Here is a 21645-nt window from a genome sequence, read left to right as displayed (position 1 = left end):
GTGGCACCCGTCGGCCGTCCGTGGGCCGGGTGGCGGGTCGCCGCGCAGGTCGCCGTGGTCCTCGCGCTGGCGGTGCTCGCCGGGCTGGTCTCGGCCCTGGGTCCCAACGACCCCTGGCACAACTGGTTCGACCTGCGGGTCTACGACGGCGCGGTCGAGTGGTGGCGCTCGGGCCGGCCGCTCTACGACTACACGTTCGGCCGCACCGACTACGGCTTCACCTACCCGCCGTTCGCGGCGCTGGCGGTGCTGCCGATGACGCTGCTGTCGATCGATGCGGTCGCGGCCGTGCACGCCGCGCTCAACCTGGTGGTGCTGGCCGGGATCACCGCGTGGCTGGTCGCGCCGCTCGCCCGCCGGCACGGGTGGCCGGTGGCGTTCACCGTCGCGGCCGCGCTGCCGGTGGTGTTCGTGGTCGAGCCGGTGCGGGAGACGATCGGCTTCGGCCAGGTCAACCTGCTGCTGCTCGCGCTGGTGCTGGCCGACGTCGCCGCGCTGCACCGCGGGTGGCGGTGGGCCGGCGCCGGCATCGGCCTGGCCGCCGCGTTCAAGATCACGCCGGGGCTGTTCGTCGTGTACCTGCTCCTGACGCGGCGCTGGCGCGCGGCGGCGGTCGCGGTCGGCACCGCGGCGGTCGCCACCGGGTTGGCGTTCGCCGTCGCGCCGGCGACGTCGTGGCGGTTCTTCACCGAGACCCTGTGGCAGACCGAGCGGGTGGGCCGGCTGGACAAGACGTCCAACCAGTCGCTGCTGGGCGCGCTGGCGCGGCTCACCGACCCCGCGCAGCCGCCGCGGGGGGTGTGGCTGGTCCTCGCCGTCGCCGTCCTCGCGCTGGTGCTCACCCGCGCGGTGCGGGCCGCCCGCGCCGGTGACGACCTGGCCGGCGTGGCGCTCACCGGCCTGGCCGCCTGCCTGGTCAGCCCGATCGCCTGGTCACACCACTTCGTCTGGCTGGTGCCCGCGCTGGTCGTCCTCGTGGACGTCGCCGCGGGCAGCCCGGCGGCGCCCGGGCGGCTGTCCGGACGCCGGGCCGCCGCGGCGCTCGCCGTCGTCACCGGGCTGGTGCTGGCGTCGTCGTCGATCTGGTTCGCCGAGGCCGACCCCGGCCACCACCACGACCTCGGCGTCCCGGGGCTCGTGGTGGAGGACCTCTACCTGCTGACGACGCTCGCCGTCGTCGCCCTGCTCCCGGCCCGCGCGATGACACCGTCGGCCTGCCGGCCGACACCGCGGCCAGGTGCCGTCCCCGACCGCCGATGAGCCGCTCCGTGGTCCCGGTCGGGAGGCCTCCGGCCCCCGCGCCCGGGACCACACGTCACGGCGTGACGTGCCTGAGCGCGAACGACAGCGCCGTCTCGACCTGCCGGATCGTCTCCTCGATGACCAGTGAGCCGTGGCCGGCGTCGAAGCGGTACACCTCGTGCGGGCGGCCCAGCCGGTCCAGCTCGGTGAGGTAGTTCTCGATCTGCCGGATCGGGCAGCGCGGGTCGTTGGCCCCGGCGACGACGAGCACCGGCGCCCGCACCTGCTCGACGTAGGTGATCGGCGAGGACCGCACGTAGCGCTCGTGCACCTCGTCGGGGGAGCCGCCGAACAGCGCCCGGTCGTAGGCCCGCAGGCCCTCCATCTCGTCCTCGTAGGCGGCCAGGTAGTCGGCCACCGGCACCTCGGCGATGCCGGCGGCCCACCGCTCGGGCTGCGTGCCCAGGCCCAGGAGGGTGAGGAAGCCGCCCCACGAGCCGCCGGTGAGCACCGCGCGCGCCGGGTCGAGGAAGCCCTCGGCGACCAGCGCGTCGTAGACCGCGGCGACGTCCTCGAGCTCGGTGAGCCCGGGCCGGCCGGTCAGCGCGTCCCGCCAGGCGCTGCCGTAGCCGGTGGAGCCGCGGTAGTTGACGTGCACGACCGCGTAGCCGGCGTCGACGTAGGCGGCGCGGCGGGCGCGGTAGGAGTCGTCGTCGGCGGACTCGGGGCCGCCGTGCACCAGGAACGCCGTGGCGTACGGCTGCTCCCCGGCCGGCCGGACGACGAGCGCGTGCACGTCCCCACCCGGGCCGGGCACCCAGCGGTCCTCGACCGGGTGCGCCGCCGGCGGCTCCTCACCGGGCGCGGCGAGCACCACCGGCCCGTCGGCGCGGCGGATCACCGGCGGGCGCTCCGAGGACGACCAGGCCAGCTCCACGGTCCCGTCCGGGCGCGCGGTGGCCCCCCGGACGACACCGGACGGGGTGTCCAGCCGCTCCAGCGCACCCGTCGCCAGGTCGTAGCGGTACAGCTCGCTGCGGGCGGCGTGGTCGTGGCCGACCAGCAGCGCCGACCCGTCCGCGTACCAGCCGGCGGTCACGTCGCCGGGCAGCTCGAGCACGATCTCGGTCTCGGTGTCGGCCGCGACGTCCCAGACCAGCAGCTCCTCCCGGCCGCGCCGCTCGTGGCCGACCAGCAGCCGCCGGTCGCCGGGCAGCGGGGCGAACTCCAGCGCGTGCAGGCCGCGGCCCTCGCCGTCCCACTTCTCGGCCACGACCGCGTCGTCGGCGGTCCGCAGCACCCGCAGCGCCGGGTAGCGCGGGTCGCCGTGCTCGGAGTGCGAGATGACCAGCAGCTCGTCGTCGAGGGTGAGGGCGTCGACCGAGGCGGGGTCCTCGTGCCGGTAGACCACCCGCGGCGTCCCGCCGGTGGGCGCCAGCCACAGCTCGCTGCCGTCGTCGGTGGAGCGGCCGATCGCCACGAGCGAGGAGCCGATCTCCAGCCCGGCGGGGTAGGCCGGCCCGACCTCCGGGACGGCGACCCGGTCGTCGCCGCCCGCGAAGGGCTGCACCATCCAGACGCCGAACTCGTCGCCGTCGGTGTCGGCGAACCACCAGATCGTCTCGCCGTCGGGGGACAGCGTGCCGATCAGCGTGCCGTTGGGCCGGTCGGTGGCCTGGCGGTGCACGTCGGTGGTGCGGTCCCACGCGTACTGCTCGACGACGCCGCTGACGTCCGAGGCGTACAGGCAGCGCTGCGGCGCGCGCAGCGCCCAGTCGGGCAGGCTGACACGGGGCGCGCGGAAGCGGGCCTGCCAGCGAGCGGTGACCTCCGAGGGGAGCGACGCGGCGGGCGGGTCGGACGGGGGGGCCGAGTCGTCTCGCACCCGCTCATCCTCCCTGAACCAGGCGTACGGCGCGGTGCCGGTCTCCCCGGACATCCGTCCGCCCTCCGCGCGTGCGCCCAGGAATCTCGGGACCCTGCCGCTCGCCGTGGGTCTGCCCGGTGACCGCTCGGACCGGCACTTGACGTGCGTCACAGTGATCCGCACCATGGGCGCGACCAAACACGGACGGGTGTCCGTACAGCGGACACCATGTCGTCAGGAGAGCCATGTCCTCATCCACCCGGAGTCCGGCGAGCGCGCCCTCGGAGGCCGGCCCGGACGCACGGCTGTCGGCGGCAGCCGTCGCCGTCGGCTTCACCGTCCTGTGCCTCTCGTACATGCTCAACGCGATGGACCGGCAGGTCTTCTACCCGCTGCTGCCGCAGATCCGGGAGGAGTTCGGCTTCTCCCTGGACCAGACCGGGCTGCTGGCCACCGGCTTCACTCTGGGCATCGCGCTCACCGGCGTTCCGGCCGGCTACCTGCTCGACCGGCTCCCGCGGAAGACGATCGTCGTCCTCAGCGTGGTCGTGTACTCGCTCGGGACCCTCGCCATCCCGCTGTCGGCCGGCTTCGGCGACATGGCGGTCTACCGGCTGGTGTCCGGGGTCGGCGAGGGCGTCCAGGCCACCGCCATCTACGCCGTCATCGGCGCGTTCTTCTTCCACCGCCGCGCCCTCGCCGCAGGCTTCATCGGGCTGGCCTTCGGCCTCGGCGTCTTCCTCGGTCCGGTCATCGGGCAGGCCTTCGCCACGTCGGCGGACACCTGGCGTGCACCGTTCGTCGTCTTCGGTGCCGCGGGCCTGGCCATGGCGGTCGCGCTCCTGTTCACCGTGCCGCGGGCGATGAGCGAGGCGGTGGCCGGCCGGGGCGGGACCGCGGAGGCGCACGCCTACGGCCACGTCCCGGCCAGCCCGTACAACCGGGGCACGCTGGGGCTGGGCATCGCCTCGGCGGTCTCCGGCCTGGTGTTCTACGGCTTCCTCGGCCTGTACCCGACCTTCCTGCAGGAGCAGCTGGGCTTCACGCCTCCGCAGGCCGCGCTGGCCGCCTCACTGGTCGGGTTCGGCGCCATGACGGCCCTGCCGGTCGGCTGGCTCGCCGACCGCTACGACCAGCGCGCGCTGCTCGCCGTCGGCTTCGTCGGCTCCTCGCTCACGGCGCTGGCGGCCTACCGGTTCGCGGAGGGCCCGGCCGCGCAGTACGTCCTGGCTTTCCTCATGGGTGCGTTCGCCAGCGGGGTGCTGTTCACCAACTGCACGACGGCCATGCAGCGGGCCGTGCGCCCCGAGCACGTGGGGCGCGGTGCGGGTCTGTTCATGCTGACCTACTACGTGGCCGCGGCCTTCTCCGGGCTGCTCTTCGCCCGACTGGTCGCGGGCATGGGCTGGGACGGTGCCGGGCTGGTGCAGCTGACCCTGCTCCCCGTCGTGGGCCTCGCGGCACTGCTGCTGGTCGACGCGCGCCGGATGGTGCTCCCGCCCCGGCTGGCCGCCTCCCGCTGAGCCGGCGGGCGAGGACGGCGGCCCGATCCCCCTGGGAGCGGGCCGCCGTCGCGACGTCCGAGCCGCGTCAGCGACCCCCGGCGCCCGCCCCGGCCCTCCGGCCGCCCCGGGCGGCGATCGCCCGGGCCTGTTCGGCCGCGGCGTCGGCGGCGGCATCGCGGACGTCGCCGATGAGCAGCTCGAGCACGTCCTCCAGCGCCACCAGGCCGACGGTGTGCCGCTCCCCGCCGCGGGTGTCCACCACGCCGCCGAGGTGGGCGCCCTGCGCGCGCATCTCCGAGAGCACCTCGGGCAGCCCCGTGCCGGGCGCGATCGGCACCAGCCGGTTGACGTGCTCCTCCGGGATCGGCCGGTCCCGGCCCTCGGCCCCGATGCCCAGCACGTCCTTGACGTGCACGAAGCCGGTCAGCGACCCGTCGTCCGCCCGGACCGGGTACCGGCTGAAGCCGTGCTCGGCCACGACGGCCTCCAGCTGCCGCGGCGTGGTCGCGCGCGGCACGGTGACGACGGTGTCCATCGGCAGCAGCACGTCCTCGACGGTGTGCTGCTCGAAGGTGAGCGCGCCGGCCGCCAGCTCGCTGACCTCGGTGCCCAGCAGCCCCTCGCGCCGCGACTGGGTGATCATCGAGCGGATCTCGGCCTCGTCGAAGCTGGCCGCCACCTCGTCGGTGGGCGTGGCGCCGAACAGCCGCACGAAGCCGTTGGCCGTGGTGTTGAAGAACCAGATGACCGGCTTGAGCAGCCGGGTGAAGGCGGCCAGCGGCGGGCCGAGCGCGATCGCCGCGCGGTCCGGGCCGGCGATGGTGATGTTCTTGGGCACCATCTCGCCGAGCACCATGTGCAGCACGGTCACCAGCGCCAGCGCGATGACCAGCGCGATCGGGTGCAGCAGCGCGTCCGGCACGTGGAGCGCGTGCAGCGGCGCCTCGATGAGGTGGGCGACGGCGGGCTCGCCGACGGCGCCCAGGCCCAGCGAGCAGAGCGTGATGCCCAGCTGGGCGCCCGCCATGTTCTGCGACACGTTGCGCATCGCGGCCAGGGTCCTGGCCGCCCGCGCCGAGCCCTGCGCGACGCGCGGCTCGATCTGGTCGACCCGCGCGGACACCAGCGCGAACTCGGCGGCCACGAAGAACGCGTTGCCCAGCAGCAGGCCGACGAGGATCAGCAGGCTGACGACGTCGCTCACGCCGCCGCCTCCTGCCGCGCCCGCGCCCGCGCCCGCGAGGCCGTGGCGCCCGGGGGCAGCACCACCGTCCGCTCGGCCAGGATCCGGGCGACCCGGCGGCCGTCGAGGCTCTGCACGGTCAGCTGCGCGCCGTCGAACTCGACGTGGTCGCCGACCTCGGGCAGCCGCTGCAGCCGCTCGGCGAGGAACCCGGCCAGCGTCTCGTACCGCCCCTCGGGCACCGCGATCCCGGTGCGGTCGAGCACCTCGTCGGGGCGCAGCAGCCCGGACAGCACCCACCGCACGTCGTCGACCCGGCGGATGGTGCGCAGCGGCCGGTCGGTCTCGTCGGCGATCTCCCCGACCAGCTCCTCCACGATGTCCTCCAACGTCACGACGCCGTGCGTGGCCCCCCACTCGTCGACCACCAGCGCGATCTGCAGGCCCTGCTCGCGCAGCAGGTCCAGCAGCCGCTCCAGCCGCAGGGACGAGGGGACGGCGAGCACCGGGTCGGCCAGCTCGCCGGCGGTGCGGCGGCCCCGCTCGGCCTCCGGGACGGCGACCGCGCGCTTGACGTGCACGACCCCGGTGACCTCGTCGAGGTCGGAGCCGTAGACCGGGAAGCGCGAGTTGCCCGACTCGGTGGCCGCGACGATGACGTCGGCGGCGGTGGCGCTGGCCCGCAGCGTCCACAGCCGGGTCCGCGGCGTCATGACGTCGGTGGCGTACTTGGCGCGCAGGCCCAGCGAGCGCTCGAGCAGGCGGGCGGCGACGGGGGAGAGGTCGCCCTCGGCCGCCGACCGGCGGGCCACCGCGGCCAGCTCCTCGGCGCCGCGGGCGGAGTCCAGCTCCTCGCGGGGCTCGAAGCCCAGCCGGCGCACGATCGCGTTGGCCAGCCGCTGCAGCGCGTTGACGACGACGCCCGCGACCGCGGTGAACGCCCGCATCCCCGGCGCGACGACCTTCGCGATGCCCAGCGGGTCGGCGATCGCCAGGTTCTTCGGCCCGAGCTCGCCGAGCAGCATCTGCAGCGTCGTCGCCAGGGCCAGCGCCAGGCCGTAGGAGACGCCCGTGGCCGCCGCCTGCGACAGGCCCAGCGCCTCGAGTGGGCCGTGCAGCAGCTGGCCGATCGCGGGCTCGGCCAGGTAGCCGACGACGAGCGTGGTCAGCGTGATGCCGAGCTGCGCGGCCGAGAGCTGGGTGGACAGGGTCCGCAGCGCGGTCGCCACGCCGCCGGCGCGGGCGTCCCCGGCGCGGGCGGCCTCCTCGACGCGGCCGCGGTCGACCGTGGTCAGGGAGAACTCGGCCGCCACGAAGAAGCCGGTCAGTGCCGTGAGCAGCACGGCGGCGAGGAGGAGCAGCCACTCGGTCATCGGATCCCCGGTGCCCGCATCGGCGCCCGGCCAACCCCGGGAAACGACTCAGGGGCCGCCCGCAGGCGGCCCCTGAGCTGGAGTCGGGGTGACAGGATTTGAACCTGCGGCCTCGTCGTCCCGAACGACGCGCGCTACCAAGCTGCGCCACACCCCGGTGCCTGGACCACTGTAGCCGAGCCGCGCCACGGGCCCGGCGGCGGGTCGAGCGGGTGTCACGCGGGCCGCGCCGTCAGCGTGAGCAGCGTCGCCTCGGGCGGGCAGGCGAACCGAACGGGCGCGTAGGGGCTGGTGCCCAGGCCCGCCGAGACGTGCAGCCAGGTGCCGTTCGGCCGCCCCGGGGCGGGCTCGGCCCAGCGGTGCAGCCAGCGGACCCGGTCCCGGTCGATGCCGCAGTTGGTGACCAGCGCCCCGTAGAACGGCACCCGCAGCTGCCCGCCGTGGGTGTGGCCGCACAGCAGCAGGTCGTAGCCGTCTGCGGCGAAGCGGTCGAGCACCCGCGGCTCGGGGGAGTGGACGACGCCGATCCGCAGGTCCGCCGTCGGGTCGGCCGGCCCGGCGACGGCGTCGTAGTCGTCCCGCTGGATGTGCGGGTCGTCGCAGCCGGCGAGGACGATCCGGCGGCCGGCGACGGTCAGCTCGCCGCGGGCGTTGGTGAGGTCCAGCCAGCCGCGGCCGGTCAGCCCGTCGCGCAGGTCGCGCCAGGGCAGCTCGGTCCCGTGCACCCGCTTGTCGGGGCGGGTCAGGTAGCTGAGCGGGTTCTTCGGCCGCGGCCCGTAGTAGTCGTTGGACGAGGTGACGAAGGCCCCCGGCCGGTCCAGCAGCGGGTCCAGCGCCTGCAGCACCGTCGGGACGGCGTCGGTCCCGGCCAGGTTGTCCCCGGTGTCGACGACGAGGTCGGGCTCGAGGCCGTCCAGCGCCGCCACCCAGTCGCGCTTGGACCGCTGCCCGGCGGTCATGTGCAGGTCCGACAGGTGCAGCACGGTCAGCGGCGCCGAGCCGGGGGCCAGCACCGGGACGTCGAAGCGGCGCAGCGTCCAGCGGTTGCGCTCGTACAGCGACGCGTAGGCGACGGTGGAGGCGCCCGCGGCGACGGCGGCCGTGGGCAGGGCGGTGTACCAGCGCACGGGCCCGAGCCTACGGGCCGTGATCGGCCCCGGCGGCCGGGACGGCGGGCGTCGTGCCAGGCTGACGTCGTGTCTGACCTGAAGGACCGGCTGCGCGCCGACCTGACCTCCGCCATGAAGAGCCGCGACGAGCTGCGCACCGCGACGCTGCGGATGGTGCTCGCGGCGGTCAGCGCGGAGGAGGTCGCGGGCAAGGAGGCCCGGGAGCTGTCCGACGACGAGGTGCTCGCGGTGCTGCGGCGCGAGGCCAAGCGGCGCCGCGAGGCGGCCGAGGCGTTCGACGGGGCCGGCCGCGCCGAGCAGGCCGGCCGCGAGCGCGCGGAGGGCGAGGTGGTGGCCGCCTACCTGCCCGCCCAGCTCGACGACGCCGACCTCGCCGCGATCGTCGCCGACGCGATCACCCGCACCGGCGCGAGCGGCATGAAGGACATGGGGCGGGTCATGGGCGCCGCCAACGCGGCCGTCGCCGGCCGGGCCGAGGGCGCCCGGGTGGCCGCGGAGGTCCGCCGGCAGCTCGGCTGACCCGGGGCGGCCCCGGGTCGGCCGGGAGCGGGCTCAGTTGCCGCCGCGGCCGTTGCCGCCGTTCCAGTTGCCGTTGCCGGGCCAGCCGTTCGCGTTGCCCTGGTCCGCGTCGTCCTGGCCGGCGCCGCCCTGGTCGGGCGTCGCGGTCCCCTGGTCCGGCGTGGGCGTGGGGGCGCTCGGCGCCGGCGGGGCGGGCGCGGGCTGCCCCTGCAGCAGCGCGGGGTCGGCCGGCGGGAACGCCGAGGTGGGCTTGTCGGCGAGGAAGGGCGCGAAGGCGTCGTGCCAGATGGTGGCCGGCATGTTGCCGCCGTAGCCGCCGACGTCCTGCTGCTCCTTGGGGTTGAACACCATGACGCTGGCCGCGTACTCGGGCATGACGCCGACGAAGGCCACCGAGTCCCGGCCCTGCGCGGTACCGGTCTTGCCGGCGATCGCGTGACCCGGGATGGCGGCCCGGGTGCCGGTGCCCTCGGGGTTGGCGGTGTCGCCGACCAGGATGTTGGCCAGCGTGTTGGCGATGTTCGCCGGGATCGCGTTCGGCGTGCACTGGTCGCCGCGGACCACCGGCCGGCCGTCGTCGCCGGTGAGCGGCTCGCCGTTGCGGTCGAGCACCTGGACCACCGGGATCGGGTCGCACTGGGTGCCCTGGGCGGCCAGCGTCGAGTAGGCGGTGACCAGGTCCAGCGGGCTGGTGGCCTCGGCGCCGAGCGTGAACGAGCCGAAGTTGCCGTCGATGATCTCGTCGGCGGAGTTCTGGGTGGGCTGGTCGAAGCTCATGCCCATCCGCTCGGCCATCCGCACCGGGCCCTCGACGCTGCCCAGCCGGTCCTCCAGCGCGAGGAAGTAGGTGTTCGACGAGCGGACCAGCGCGCCGACCATGTCGAGGGTGTCGGGGTAGTTGCCGGCGTTCTCGACGCAGTACATGCCGGTCGACTGCGACCGGTCGCCACCGCAGGAGGGGCCGCGGAAGACCCGCGAGGTGTACTGGTTGCCCGGCGTGCTGATCACGGTGCTGGCCGGGATGCCGGCCTCGAGCGCCGCGGCAGCGGTGAACACCTTGTAGGTCGAGCCGGAGCCCTTGCTGGCCGCGGTGTGCAGGACGACGGACTCGCACTGCGGGTCCGCGCAGCCGTACTGCCGGTTGACGCTCATCGCCAGGACCGCGCCGGTGCCCGGCTGCACGGCGGTGAACATGCCGGCGAGCTGGGCGCCCATCGGCAGGGTGTTGAGGACCGCCTGGTCGCCGAGGGTCTGCAGCTGCGGGTTCAGCGTCGTCTGGATGGTCAGGCCGCCGTTGTCCAGCTGCTCCTGGCTGATGCCGAGCACCTGGGTCAGGTACTGCTGCATGAAGGCGCAGAAGAACCCGCCGATCGCCGCGTCGATGCAGCCGTTGGGCGGGCTGATGCCCGGCGCCACCTGCACCGGCTCGGCCATGAGCGCGGCGAGCTGCTCCTCGGTCGTCCCGTCGACGTGGCCGAGGTCGAACATCCGCTGCAGCACCTGGTTGCGGCGGGTCTGGCCGTTCTCCGGCTGGGTGATCGGGTCGTCGTTGGTCGGGCTCTGCACCAGCCCGGCGAGCATCGCCGCCTGGGGGAGGGTCAGGTCGGCGGCGTTGACGCTGAAGTACTTCTGGGCGGCGGCCTGGATGCCGTAGGCGCCCTGCCCGAAGTACACGATGTTGAGGTAACGGGTGAGGATCTCGTCCTTGGAGTAGGTCTCCTCCAGCGCCAGGGCCAGCCGGGCCTCCCGCAGCTTGCGGGACAGGCCCTCGACGCCGTCCTGCTCGATGGCCTCCTGCCGCTCCTCGGCGCTGTCGGCGGTCTCCAGCAGGGTCTGCTTGACCAGCTGCTGGGTGATCGTCGAGCCGCCCTCCTGCACCGAGCCCGCGGCCACGTTGGTCACCGCGGCGCGCAGCGTGCCCTGCACGTCCAGGCCGTTGTGGTCGTAGAAGCGCGAGTCCTCGATGTCGACCAGCGCCTGCTTCATCACGTCGGCGATCTGGTCGGACGCCACCACCGTGCGGTTGTGGGCGTAGAAGTTGGTGATCAGCGAGCCGTCGGCGGCGAGCACGCGGGAGTTGCCCGCGGGGGTCGCGTCGGTGAGCTCCACCGGCAGCGCGTCGAGCAGGGACGCGGAGTTGCGCGCCACCAGCCCGCTCCCGCCGACGAGGGGGAAGAGCAGGCCGGCGACGAGCGCGCCGGCCACGACGATCATCGCGACGAGCTTGCCCAGGACTCGGGCGCGGGAGGCAGCAGACATCGCTGCCAATGTACGGGCCCGGCGTAGCCCGGACGGGTGATCAGGCGCGGCGCGCGGGCAGCACGCGGGTGCGCGGCACGCCGGTCGGCGTGTCGTCGTCGGGACCGGTCAGCGCCTCGGCCATGGTGCGCAGCCCGTCCAGGTCGTGGACGTCGCCGGCGGCCGCCGGGACCGCCCGCATCGCCACCTCCGGGTGGGCGCTGGTGAACCGGTCGGCCAGCCGCTGCTCGCGCGCGGCCACGGTCATCCGCTCGGCGTGCACCCGCAGGGCGCCGGCGGCCAGCGCCGCGGCCGGGTCGCCGTCCCCGTTCTCCGCGGCGGCCTCGGCGGCCGCCTCGGCGCGGGTGGCCGACAGCCGGGTGCTCGCCGGCGGGTGGGTGCGGTTGAGCACCAGCCCGGCCAGCGGCATCCCCTCGGCCGAGAGCCGGTCGACGAAGTAGGAGGCCTCGCGCAGCGCGTCCGGCTCCGGCGTCGCGACGACGACGAACCAGGTGCCCGGGCGCCGCAGCAGCTCGTAGGTGGCGGTGGCCCGCTCGCGGAAGCCGCCGAACATGGTGTCCAGCGCGGTGACGAACGCGGAGATGTCGCGCAGCAGCTGGCCGCCGAGGACCTTGCTGATGATCCGGCTGAAGAACATCAGCCCGGCCCCGGCGACCCGCAGCCCGGCCCGGCCGCCGGCGCGGGCCGGCGCGGTGAGCAGCCGGATCATCGTGCCGTCGAGGAACCGGCTCATCTTGTTGGGCGCGTCGAGGAAGTCCAGCGCCGACCGGGACGGCGGCGTGTCGACGACGATCAGGTCCCAGGTGTCGGCCGCCCGCAGCTGGCCCAGCTTCTCCATCGCCATGTACTCCTGCGTCCCGGAGAACGACGAGGACAGGGTCTGGTAGAAGGGGTTGGCCAGGATCTGCTCGGCCCGCTCGGGCGTCGAGTGCGCGGACACGATGTCGTCGAACGTCCGCTTCATGTCCAGCATCATCGCGTGGAGCTCGCCCGCGGCCCCCGGGACGTCGACCGGCCGCGGCTCGTTGTCCAGCTCCACGAGACCCAGCGACTGTGCCAGCCGGCGGGCCGGGTCGATGGTCAGGACGACGACGCGGCGGCCGGCCTCCGCGGCGGCCAGGGCGAGTGCGGCCGACGTCGTGGTCTTGCCGACCCCGCCGGAGCCGCAGCAGACGACGATCCGGGTGTCGCGGTCCTCGATGAGCGCGGCGAGGTCCATCGGGGGCGCGTGCCGGTCGGCCGCCGGCGACGCGGCGGCGCGGGCCGCGCTCACGCCGCCACCTCCGCGCCGAGGTGCTCCTCGAGCCGGTCGGCCAGCTCGAACAGGCAGCCGAGGTCCATCGGGCCGGGCAGCAGCGGCAGCTCGACCGTCGGCCGGTCGAAGGACTCCACCCGGGCGCGCAGCGCGTCCTGCGCCGCCCACCGCTGCGCGTGCTCGACCGCCTCCGCGGCCAGCGCGTCGGCCAGCGCGGGGTCCGCGGGCAGGCCCGCGGCGGTCAGCCCGGGCACGAGGTCGGCGCCGGTGACCGCGCCCTCGGCGGCCCGCACCAGCGCCGGCTCGGGCAGCACCGGCTCGGTGGCCATGTTGACGATCACCGAGCCGACGGGCAGCTTGGCCTCGGTCAGCTCGGCGATCGCGTCGGCGGTCTCCTGCACCGGCATGTCCTCGAGCAGGGTCACCAGGTGCACCGCCGTCTGCGGGGAGCGCAGCACCGCCATGACGCCGTCGCTCTGCGTCTTGATCGGGCCGGAGCGCGCCAGGCCCGCCATCTCGCTGGTCACGTTGAGGAACTTGGTGATCCGCCCGGTCGGCGGGGCGTCGACGACGACCGCGTCGTAGACCCGGTGGCCGTCCTTGCGCCGGGTCACCGCCTCCTTGATCTTCCCGGTGATCAGGACGTCGCGCAGGCCCGGGGCGATCGTCGTCGCGAAGTCGACGGCGCCCATCTTGCGCAGCGCCCGGCCGGCGCGGCGGAGGTTGTAGAACATCTCGAGGTACTCGAGCAGGGCCTCCTCGACGTCGATCGCGAGCGCCCGCACTACCCCGCCGTGGCGGGTGACCGCGACCCGGCGCTCCTCGTAGGGCAGCGGCGGGGTGTCGAAGAGCTGGGCGATGCCCTGGCGGCCCTCGCACTCCACGAGCAGGACGGTGCGGCCCTCGGACGCCAGGGCCAGGGCCAGGGCGGCGGCGACGGTGGTCTTGCCGGTCCCGCCCTTCCCGGTGACGACGTGGCAGCGCACGGGGAAGTCGGGGCTCACCCTGACCAGCCTAGGAGCACTCCGGGGATCGCGGCCCGCCGCGGGCGCAGCGCACCCGCCGCCGGGCCCCCGGCGCTGCGCTAGCGTCGTCCCCCATGAGTGAACCGGCCCGCCGCAGGTGGGAGTACGCCACCATCCCGCTGCTGATCCACAACACCAAGGCGATCCTCGACTCGTGGGGGACCGACGGGTGGGAGCTGGTGACGGTGCTGCCCGGCCCGACCGGCCCCGAGCAGCCGGTCGCCTACCTCAAGCGCCCGCTGGCCTGAGGCGCCGGCGATGACGCAGGGGATGCAGGCCCAGAGCTGGCACGCGCGGCTGCGCGAACTCGGCATCCGGCTGCCCCCGGTGGCCGCGCCGGTCGCCTCCTACGTGCCGGCCGTGCGTACCGGGCAACTGGTGTTCACCTCCGGCCAGCTGCCGTTCGTCGACGGCGGGCTGCGGCGCACCGGCAAGGTGGGTGGCTCGGTCGACCCCGAGGACGCCGCCGCCGACGCCAAGCTGTGCGCCCTCAACGCGCTGGCCGCCGTCGACGAGCTGGTCGGCCTGGACCAGGTGGCCCGGATCGTGCGCGTCGTCGGCTACGTGGCCAGCGCGGAGGGCTTCAGCGGCCAGCCGCGCGTGGTCAACGGCGCCAGCGAGCTGCTCGGGAAGGTCTTCGGCGACGCCGGCCGGCACGCGCGCAGCGCGGTCGGCGTGGCCGAGCTGCCGCTGGGCGCGCCGGTGGAGATCGAGCTGACGGTCGAACTGCGCGGATGACGGCGATCCGCCCGGCGGCGACGGTCCTGCTGCTCCGCGACGGCGCGGAGGGGCTCGAGGTCCACCTGCTGCGCCGCACCCGCGGGATGCCCTTCGCCGGGGGGATGACCGCCTACCCCGGCGGCGGGGTGGACCCGCGCGACGGCGACACCGCCGTCGCCTGGGCCGGGCCGCCGCCCGCCGAGTGGGCGCAGGCGCTGGGCTGCGACGAGCGGGTGGCGCGGGAGCTGGTGTGCGCCGCCGTCCGCGAGACCTTCGAGGAGGCCGGCGTCCTGCTGGCCGGCTCACCCGACGGCAGCGGCGTCGTGCCGGACGTGTCCGGGGACGACTGGGAGACCCAGCGGCAGGCGCTGCTGACCCGCGAGCTGTCGCTGGCCGGGCTGCTGGCCGGGCGGGGGCTGGCGCTGCGGGCGGACCTGCTGCGGCCGTTCGCGCACTGGATCACCCCGCCGCAGGAGACCCGCCGCTACGACACCCGCTTCTTCGTCGCGGCGCTGCCGGTGGGGCAGGAGGCCCGCGACGTCTCCGGGGAGGCCGACGAGGCCAGCTGGCTGACGCCGGAGGCGGCGCTGACCGAGATGCGGGCCGGCACGAGGCCGATGCTGCCGCCGACGATCCACACGCTGCGGCAGCTGTCGGCCTTCCCCGACGTGGCGGCCGCGCTGGCCGGGTCCCCGCCGGAGCCGCTGCACCCGATCATGCCCGAGCTGCGGACCACGCCCGAGGGACGCTTCGCCGAGCTGCCCGACGGCACCCGCATCGGCCTCGTGGTGCCGCTTCCCTCGTGACCCTCCGGGTCACACCGCGGCCAGGTGCCGTCCCCCAGCTCCGCGGGGCGGCTCACCTCGGGTGCCTCGAACGCGAGAGGCCCGGAACCGTCCTGGTTCCGGGCCTCTCGCGTTCAGACGCTCAGCGCGCGCGGCGGCGGAGGCGGTCCTCGTCGAGGACGACGACCGACTTGCCCTGCAGCTGGATCCAGCCGCGGTGCACGAAGTCGGCCAGCGCCTTGTTGACCGTCTCGCGCGAGGCGCCGACCAGCTGGGCCAGCTCCTCCTGCGTGAGGTCGTGCTTGACCCGCAGGCCGTCGGTCTCGCGGCTGCCGAACCGGTCGGCCATCTGCAGCAGCGCCTTGGCCACCCGGCCGGGGACGTCGGTGAAGATGAGGTCGGCCACCGAGTCGTTGGTGCGGCGCAGCCGGCGGGCGAGCACGTGCAGCAGCCGCTCGCCGACCTCGGGGTGCGCCTCGATCCACGGGCGCAGCACCGACTGCGGCATCTTGGCCAGCTTGACGTCGGTGACCGCGGTGGCCGTGGCCGTGCGCGGGCCGGGGTCGAACACCGACAGCTCGCCGAACTGGTCGGAGGGGCCCATGACGGCCAGCACGTTCTCGCGGCCGTCGGGGGAGCGCCGGGACAGCTTGATCTTGCCGCTCAGCACGATGTAGAGGCTGTCGCCCGGCTCACCCTCGTTGAACACGACCCGACCGCGGGGCAGGGTGATCGTCTCCAGACGGCTGGCGACGGGGTCGACGGCGTCCTCCGAGAGTCCCTGGAAGAGCCCCGACTGGGCCAGCACCTCGTCCACCACGATTTCTCTCCACCCCACCGTTCCGCGTTCGACCTGCGGGGCGTCGGCCCCGCATCCACACGGAGTCTAGGCGGCTGTGCGCACGGTCACCCGTTCGGAGACACACGGGGTGCCCCCGCGGGGTGAGTCGGCCCCTCGCGGCGGCCACCATCCAGGGGCCCGCGCCGACCTCGAGAGGCGTGGGGGGAAGGGTGGTCCTTCGTCAGACCAGCGGTCCCGTGCTCTGGCGGACCCGCGACCGGCGGCGGCGGCGCCAGCGGGCCATCGCCCGGCGGATGCCCGACGCGGCCAGCGTGTCCACCTCACCGGGGGTCGCCGACTCGAGGAACTCGGCCACCTCGCGCGGGGACGTCGGACGGCGCAGGGGCTCCTCGACGCGCTCCATGACCAGCAGGAACGCGATGACCATCGGGGGGAAGAGGATGACGATGAGCGCGACCACGTCACCTCCCGGGTCCGGTCGCTGCTGAGCGGGCCAGTACAGCCATGGTGGCACGGCTCCGAGGGTGTCGCCGCTGCCGCCTACCCTCGACCGCGTGTCCACGCCGGCCTACGCGCGCCCCGCTGCGCGCCGTGCTCCCGCCCGCCGTCCGGCCGCCGTGCCCTTCGACCCGGACGAGACGCCGCTGGCCCGCACCCGCCGCGCCCGCCGGATGGCCCGTGAGCTGGCCGTCATCCACCCCGACGCGCACTGCGAGCTCGACTTCACCAACGCCTTCGAGCTCCTCGTGGCCACCGTGCTCTCGGCGCAGACCACCGACAAGACGGTGAACAAGGTCACGCCCGCACTGTTCGCGAGGTACCCCGACGCCGTGGCGCTCGCCGGCGCCGACCGGGCCGACCTCGAGGCGATCCTCAAGCCCACCGGCTTCTTCCGCGCCAAGGCCAACTCGGTGCTGGGCCTGGCGCAGGCGCTGGTCGAGCGCTTCGACGGCGAGGTGCCCGGCCGCATGGCCGACCTGGTCACGCTGCCCGGCGTCGGCCGCAAGACGGCGAACGTCGTCCTCGGCAACGCCTTCGGCATCCCGGGGCTGACCGTCGACACCCACTTCGGCCGGCTGGTCCGCCGCTTCGGCTGGACCGCCGAGGAGGACCCGGTCAAGGTCGAGGCCGAGGTCGCCGAGCTGGTCCCCAAGCGCGACTGGACCATGTTCAGCCACCGCGTGATCTTCCACGGCCGGCGCGTCTGCCACGCCAAGAAGGCCGCCTGCGGGGCGTGCGGACTGGCCCGCTGGTGCCCGTCCTACGGCATCGGGCCGACCGACCCGGAGGCGGCGACGAAGCTGGTCAAGACGCCCGCGGCGTCGGACACCGAGTGAGCGCCCGGCGCGCGGCCGCGCTGCTGGCCGGCCTCGGGGTGCTGCTGTCGTCCTGCACCGCCGCGGCCGACGAGCCCGAGGCGCCCGAGCGGGCCACCGTCGCGGAGACGCGGACGGACCTGGCGGCCTGCCCGGAGCAGCCCGACGCCCCCGCTGCCGGCGGCGACCTGGCGGGCGTCGCGCCGATCGAGTGCTTCAGCGGCGGCACCCTCGACCTCGGCCGCGCCCCGGGCGTGCCCACCGTGCTCAACCTGTGGGCGAGCTGGTGCGGCCCCTGCCGGGAGGAGCTGCCGCTGGTGCAGCAGCTCGCCGACGCCGCCGGCGACCGCGTCCGGGTCGTCGGCGTGATCAGCCAGGACGGCGTCCCGCAGGCGGCGTCCTTCGCGGAGGACGCCGGGGTGACGATCCCCGGCGCGTTCGACGGGCACGGCGACGTCGCCGCGGCGCTCGGGCTGCGTGGCCTCCCCCACACGGTGTTCCTCGCCGCCGACGGGTCGGTGGCCTTCGTGCGGACCGGCGCGGTCGAGTCCCTCGACGAGCTGCGCGCCCTGGTCGGCGAGCACCTCGGGGTGCCGCTGTGACCGGGCTCCTGCCCGGCGCGGACACCACCGGGCTGCCGGACTACCTGCTGCGGCTGGTGGCCGAGGCGGCCGACCTCCCGCTGCGGCACCGCGTGCAGGCGGCCACCGACACCGCGCGCCGGTCCGCGGTGCTCATCCTCTTCGGCGAGGGCCCGCACGGCGCCGACGTCCTGCTCATCGAGAAGTCCGCGCTGCTGCGCACGCACGCCGGGCAGCCGGCCTTCCCCGGTGGCGGCGCCGACCCGGGGGAGGACTACCCGGTCGGCACCGCGCTGCGGGAGGCGCACGAGGAGGCCGGCGTCGACCCGGCCGGCGTCCGGGTGCTCGCCACCCTGCCCGAGCTGTTCCTCGGGCCGTCGGACAACCTCGTCGTCCCGGTCGTGGGCTGGTGGGACGACCCCCGCGACGTCGCGGTCGGCGACCCGCGGGAGGTGGCCCGGGTGGCCCGGGTGCCGCTGGCCGACCTCACCGACCCGGCCAACCGGTTCCGGGTGCGCCACCCGGCGGGTTACGTCGGCCCGGCGTTCGGCGTCGCCGGGATGGTCGTGTGGGGCTTCACCGCCGGGCTGCTCGACGCCGTCCTCGAGGCCGCGGGCCTCGCGCGGCCCTGGGACGTCCGCGACGTGCGCCCGCTGGCGGCGGCCGGTGCGCGGCCGGCGGCCGCGCCCGGGTCGCTGGGGGAGGGCGGCGCCGAGGACGCCGCCGCGCCGACGGTGGCCGACGGCGCGACCGGGGACGCCGCGACAAGTACGGTTCCGCGGCGATGAGCAGGATCTGGACGCGCCGCCTCCCCGCGGCGCTGACCGGCGCGGCGCTGGCGGCCGGGGTGCTGGCCGGCTGCGGCTCCGGCGACGACGGCGGCGGCGGTGCCGCGGCGCAGCCGAGCCCCGAGGCGTCGCTCGGCACGGTCACCACGGCCGAGGACGGCGTCCAGGAGGTCACCGTCCAGACGCCGGACGACTACGTGTTCGTCCCCGACACCTTCACCGTGGCGCCCGGCCGGGTCCGGCTGACGGTGCAGAGCACCGCCACGCAGGCCACCCACAACTTCCGCTTCACGCCCGGCGCCGGCGTCGAGGAGATCCGCGAGGAGATCCCGCTGCTGGCCGCGGGGGCGACGGAGACCATCGAGTTCGAGGTCACCGCCCCCGGCGACCACCCGTTCGAGTGCAGCTTCCACGTCCAGCTGGGCCAGACCGGCGTCATGACGGTGCGCGGCTGACCCATGTCGCTGGTCGACCTCGTCCTCATCGTGCTGGCCCTGGTCTTCGCCTTCACCGGCTTCCGGCAGGGCCTGCTGGTGTCGGCCACCTCGTTCCTCGGCTTCCTCGGCGGCGCGGTGCTCGGCGCCCAGCTGTCCGGGCCGGTCGCCGACCGGCTCGACGGCTCCCCGGTCACCCGGGTGTTCGCCGCGCTCGTCGTCGTCCTGGCGGGGGCGCTGCTCGGGCAGGTGCTGGCCGGCGCGATCGGGCGGGCGGTGCGCCGCCGGGTCACCTGGGAGCCCGCGGAGGTGCTCGACTCGGTCGCCGGCGCCGTGGTGTCGGCGATCGCGGTGCTGCTCGTGGCGTGGATGGTCGCCACCCCGCTGGCCACCGCGCCGTTCCCCGGGCTGGCCGGGCAGGTGCGCAAGTCGGCGCTGGTGCAGGCGGTGGACCGGGCCGTGCCCGACGGCGTCCGGGCGGTCTACGACTCGCTGCGCGAGGCGATCGACCGGCGCGGGCTGCCCGACGTCCTGGACCCGCTCACGCCCACCGAGGCGCGCGAGGTCGAGGACCCGGACCCGGCGCTGGCCGCGAGCCCGGTCGTCGGCCAGGTGCGGGGGTCGGTCGTGAAGATCAGCGGCATCGCGCCGTCGTGCTCGCGGCAGATCGACGGCTCCGGGTTCGTCTACGCGCCCGGCCGGGTGATGACCAACGCGCACGTGCTCGCCGGCGTGGACGCCCCGGTCGTCGAGGCCGAGGGCGAGGAGTACGACGCGACGCCGGTGTACGTCGACGAGGAGGTCGACGTCGCGGTGCTCGCCGTCCCGGACCTCCCGCAGGTGCCGCTGGCCTTCGCCCCGGAGGTCGCCGGCACCGGCGACGACGCGATCATCATGGGCTACCCGGGTGGCGGGGAGCTGTTCATCGGCCCGGCCCGCGTCCGCGACGAGGGCCCGATCAGCGGCCCGGACTTCCGCAACACCCGCACCGTGCAGCGCGACGTCTACGCGCTCCACGGCGAGGTGCGCGCCGGCAACTCCGGCGGGCCGCTGTTCGACCCGGCCGGGCAGGTCCTCGGCGTCGTGTTCGCCTCGGCGATCGACGACCCCCGGACCGGCTACGCGCTCACCGCCCAGCAGGTCGCGCCCGCCGCCACCGCCGGCGCCACCGCCACCGTCGAGGTCGACACCGGCCCGTGCGAATGACTCAGCCGGCCGCCCAGCCCGTGATCGCCGCCGTGACCTCGGTGGCGGCCTCCTCGGGCGGGAAGTGGCCGATGCCGGGGAGCTCGCGCCACTCGTAGGCGCCGGCCACGTAGCGGCCCGAGCCGCGGGCGGTCCGCGGCAGCACCAGCGGGTCGGCGTCGCCGTGCAGCTGCAGGGTCGGCGCGGTGACCGGCGCGGCCATGCGGCGGGCGTAGCGCAGCCCGTCGGGCCGCAGCTGGGAGCGCCCGGCCCAGCGGAAGTACTCCATCGAGCCGTAGGCCGCCTGCGGGATCCGCGCCGCCGACCGGTACCGCTCGACGGCCTCGGCGAAGTCGGCGGTGTGCGTCCAGTCCCGCCCGGCCCACGTGCGCAGGAACTCCGCGACCGGGTCGTCGTCGGTGCGGGTCAGCCGCCGCTCGGGCAGCCGCGGCACCTGGAAGCCCAGCACGTGCCGCAGCGCCCGCCGCTGGGCGGGGTCGCGGAGGCCGGCGCGCAGCAGCCGCGGGTGGGCCATCGAGACGACGACGAGGCGGCGCACGCTGCGCGGGTGCAGCGCGGCCATCGTCCAGGCGACCAGCCCGCCCCAGTCGTGCCCGACGACGACGGCGTCCCGCTCGCCGAGCGCGCGGACCAGCGCCGCGACGTCGCCGGCCGCCGTCGGCAGGTCGTAGCCGCGCGGGGGCTTGTCGCTGGCGCCGTAGCCGCGCAGGTCCGGCGCGACCGCCCGGAAGCCGGCCGCGGCGAGGGCCGGGAGCTGGGCGCGCCAGGTCCACCAGAACTGCGGGAAGCCGTGCAGCAGGAGCACCAGCGGGCCCTCCCCGGCCTCGGCCAGGTGCAGCCGGACGCCGTTGGCGGAGACGTCGCGGTGGATCCAGGAGCCGGGCAGCAGGACGCTGGTGGCGTCGGGGCGCTCGTCGGGGGGAGCGCCCCCGGACCTCGCGACGCTCAGACCAGGTAGCTGTCGGGGGAGCGCCGCTCGACGCGCCCGTTGCTCACCGTCGGCAGCGCGCGGCGCCGCTGACCCGGCTGCTCGCGGTGCATGACGTCGGGCAGCTCGCGCAGCGACTCCAGGGTCCGCTCCGGCTTGTCGATCCGCTTGACCATGCGCATGCCGATCAGCGCGACGAGGCCGGCGATCAGCAGCAGGCCCGCCGTGACGATGAGGTAGGAGACCCAGCGGGGCAGGCCCAGCCAGGTGAAGAGCTCGGCGAGCATGATGAACAGGAAGATGCCGGCGAAGGCCACGAGCACGCCGGCGGCGGCGAACAGCCCCCCGCTGATGCCGGCCTTCTTCGCCGAGCGGCCGATCTCGGTCTTGGCCAGCTCGATCTCCCCGCGGATCAGCGTGGAGACGTCGGCCATGGCGCTCTGCACCAGCACGCCCACGGAGGGGTCGGCGCTGACGGCATGCCGCCCGGCGGGCTGGGTGGTCGACGCGCTGTGGGCCACGGGGGCTCCTCCCTGGTCGGACTGGCGGACGGCCGCGGACGGCCTGGGGAGGATCTTGCCCCGTGACCGCCCGGATCACGCACCCGGAACCCGATCGGGCGGCCGGGACGCGGGCGGGGGGGGGGGGCGGGGGGGGGGGGGGGGGGGGGGGGGCGGGGGGGGGGGGGGGGGGGGGGCGGGGGGGGCGCGGGGGGTGAGATTTATTG

The 21645-nt window shown here is 75.5% G+C and carries 22 protein-coding genes and 1 tRNA gene; 11 read left to right on the top strand and 12 right to left on the bottom strand.

Going from position 1 to position 21645, the window contains the following annotated elements:
* A complete protein-coding gene (locus ACI79L_RS19910; RefSeq protein ID WP_456938448.1) occupies positions 1-1260 on the top strand; it encodes a glycosyltransferase 87 family protein in 1260 nt (419 codons plus the stop codon).
* A 55-nt stretch (positions 1261-1315) separates the two neighbouring features.
* On the opposite strand, the gene ACI79L_RS19905 is transcribed toward ACI79L_RS19910, so the two are convergent.
* Complete coding sequence (locus ACI79L_RS19905; RefSeq protein WP_456938447.1) at positions 1316-3127, bottom strand: prolyl oligopeptidase family serine peptidase; 1812 nt, start codon at positions 3125-3127, stop codon at positions 1316-1318.
* Between the two features lie 227 nt (positions 3128-3354).
* Here ACI79L_RS19905 and ACI79L_RS19900 point away from each other — a divergent pair, with 227 nt between their 5' ends.
* Positions 3355-4632 carry an MFS transporter gene (locus ACI79L_RS19900; RefSeq protein ID WP_456938446.1) on the top strand — a complete coding sequence of 426 codons (1278 nt, stop codon included), beginning with the start codon at positions 3355-3357 and terminating at the stop codon, positions 4630-4632.
* 67 nt (positions 4633-4699) lie between these two features.
* Here ACI79L_RS19900 and ACI79L_RS19895 read toward each other — a convergent pair whose 3' ends face one another.
* From ACI79L_RS19895 to ACI79L_RS19880, 4 genes are all read right to left on the bottom strand, one after another.
* Positions 4700-5818, bottom strand: a complete 1119-nt coding sequence (locus ACI79L_RS19895; protein ID WP_456938445.1) for a hemolysin family protein — start codon at positions 5816-5818, stop codon at positions 4700-4702.
* Positions 5815-7170 (bottom strand): hemolysin family protein, encoded by a 1356-nt coding sequence (locus ACI79L_RS19890; protein ID WP_456938444.1) that lies wholly within the window; start codon positions 7168-7170, stop codon positions 5815-5817. The genes ACI79L_RS19895 and ACI79L_RS19890 overlap by 4 nt, the downstream gene beginning before the upstream one ends.
* 83 nt (positions 7171-7253) lie before the next feature.
* Positions 7254-7327, bottom strand: a tRNA-Pro gene (locus ACI79L_RS19885).
* Positions 7328-7385: 58 nt separating this feature from the next.
* Positions 7386-8297, bottom strand: a complete 912-nt coding sequence (locus tag ACI79L_RS19880; protein ID WP_456938443.1) for a metallophosphoesterase — start codon at positions 8295-8297, stop codon at positions 7386-7388.
* A gap of 69 nt (positions 8298-8366) precedes the next feature.
* Between ACI79L_RS19880 and ACI79L_RS19875 the strand changes: the two genes are divergently transcribed.
* Positions 8367-8819: a GatB/YqeY domain-containing protein gene (locus ACI79L_RS19875; protein WP_456938442.1), complete on the top strand. Its 453-nt coding sequence runs from the start codon at positions 8367-8369 to the stop codon at positions 8817-8819.
* Positions 8820-8852: 33 nt separating this feature from the next.
* On the opposite strand, the gene ACI79L_RS19870 is transcribed toward ACI79L_RS19875, so the two are convergent.
* The 3 genes from ACI79L_RS19870 to ACI79L_RS19860 are packed head-to-tail and all read right to left on the bottom strand — an operon-like array spanning position 8853 to position 13337.
* On the bottom strand, positions 8853-11078 hold the full coding sequence (locus ACI79L_RS19870) for a transglycosylase domain-containing protein (RefSeq protein ID WP_456938441.1): 2226 nt from the start codon (positions 11076-11078) through the stop codon (positions 8853-8855).
* Between the two features lie 40 nt (positions 11079-11118).
* A complete protein-coding gene (locus tag ACI79L_RS19865) occupies positions 11119-12351 on the bottom strand; it encodes an ArsA family ATPase (RefSeq protein WP_456938440.1) in 1233 nt (410 codons plus the stop codon).
* Entirely contained in the window at positions 12348-13337 is a 990-nt protein-coding gene (locus ACI79L_RS19860; RefSeq protein ID WP_456938439.1) for an ArsA-related P-loop ATPase, read from the bottom strand. The genes ACI79L_RS19865 and ACI79L_RS19860 overlap by 4 nt, the downstream gene beginning before the upstream one ends.
* A 95-nt stretch (positions 13338-13432) precedes the next feature.
* Between ACI79L_RS19860 and ACI79L_RS19855 the strand changes: the two genes are divergently transcribed.
* Genes ACI79L_RS19855 through ACI79L_RS19845 form a run of 3 tightly spaced genes read left to right on the top strand, consistent with a single transcriptional unit; the run spans position 13433 to position 14884 of the window.
* Entirely contained in the window at positions 13433-13606 is a 174-nt protein-coding gene (locus ACI79L_RS19855; RefSeq protein ID WP_456928384.1) for a hypothetical protein, read from the top strand.
* A gap of 10 nt (positions 13607-13616) precedes the next feature.
* Complete coding sequence (locus ACI79L_RS19850; protein WP_456938438.1) at positions 13617-14096, top strand: RidA family protein; 480 nt, start codon at positions 13617-13619, stop codon at positions 14094-14096.
* Complete coding sequence (locus ACI79L_RS19845) at positions 14093-14884, top strand: NUDIX hydrolase (protein ID WP_456938437.1); 792 nt, start codon at positions 14093-14095, stop codon at positions 14882-14884. The genes ACI79L_RS19850 and ACI79L_RS19845 overlap by 4 nt, the downstream gene beginning before the upstream one ends.
* Before the next feature lie 121 nt (positions 14885-15005).
* Here the strand turns inward: ACI79L_RS19845 and ACI79L_RS19840 are convergent, their stop codons facing one another.
* Together ACI79L_RS19840 and ACI79L_RS19835 are read right to left on the bottom strand one after the other, a co-directional pair.
* Positions 15006-15683, bottom strand: coding sequence for a Crp/Fnr family transcriptional regulator (locus ACI79L_RS19840; RefSeq protein WP_456938436.1), 678 nt, complete (start codon positions 15681-15683; stop codon positions 15006-15008).
* A gap of 202 nt (positions 15684-15885) precedes the next feature.
* A complete protein-coding gene (locus ACI79L_RS19835) occupies positions 15886-16179 on the bottom strand; it encodes a hypothetical protein (RefSeq protein ID WP_456938435.1) in 294 nt (97 codons plus the stop codon).
* Between the two features lie 40 nt (positions 16180-16219).
* On the opposite strand from ACI79L_RS19835, the gene nth reads away from it, so the two are divergent.
* The 5 genes from nth to ACI79L_RS19810 are packed head-to-tail and all read left to right on the top strand — an operon-like array spanning position 16220 to position 19990.
* Complete coding sequence (gene nth / locus ACI79L_RS19830) at positions 16220-17002, top strand: endonuclease III (protein ID WP_456938434.1); 783 nt, start codon at positions 16220-16222, stop codon at positions 17000-17002.
* Entirely contained in the window at positions 16999-17583 is a 585-nt protein-coding gene (locus tag ACI79L_RS19825; RefSeq protein ID WP_456938433.1) for a TlpA family protein disulfide reductase, read from the top strand. Before nth ends, ACI79L_RS19825 begins: the two co-directional genes overlap by 4 nt.
* Complete coding sequence (locus tag ACI79L_RS19820; protein WP_456938432.1) at positions 17580-18350, top strand: NUDIX hydrolase; 771 nt, start codon at positions 17580-17582, stop codon at positions 18348-18350. Before ACI79L_RS19825 ends, ACI79L_RS19820 begins: the two co-directional genes overlap by 4 nt.
* Positions 18347-18805, top strand: coding sequence for a cupredoxin domain-containing protein (locus ACI79L_RS19815; protein ID WP_456938431.1), 459 nt, complete (start codon positions 18347-18349; stop codon positions 18803-18805). The genes ACI79L_RS19820 and ACI79L_RS19815 overlap by 4 nt, the downstream gene beginning before the upstream one ends.
* Positions 18806-18808: 3 nt before the next feature.
* Positions 18809-19990 carry a MarP family serine protease gene (locus ACI79L_RS19810; RefSeq protein WP_456938430.1) on the top strand — a complete coding sequence of 394 codons (1182 nt, stop codon included), beginning with the start codon at positions 18809-18811 and terminating at the stop codon, positions 19988-19990.
* A gap of 1 nt (position 19991) precedes the next feature.
* Here ACI79L_RS19810 and ACI79L_RS19805 read toward each other — a convergent pair whose 3' ends face one another.
* A complete protein-coding gene (locus ACI79L_RS19805) occupies positions 19992-20795 on the bottom strand; it encodes an alpha/beta fold hydrolase (protein WP_456938429.1) in 804 nt (267 codons plus the stop codon).
* Positions 20796-20935: 140 nt separating this feature from the next.
* On the bottom strand, positions 20936-21439 hold the full coding sequence (locus tag ACI79L_RS19800; protein WP_456938428.1) for a phage holin family protein: 504 nt from the start codon (positions 21437-21439) through the stop codon (positions 20936-20938).
* Positions 21440-21645 lie beyond the last annotated feature (206 nt).

This window comes from Geodermatophilus sp. SYSU D00684, from assembly GCF_054050455.1.
This window is presented reverse-complemented; position numbering and strand designations above follow the sequence as displayed.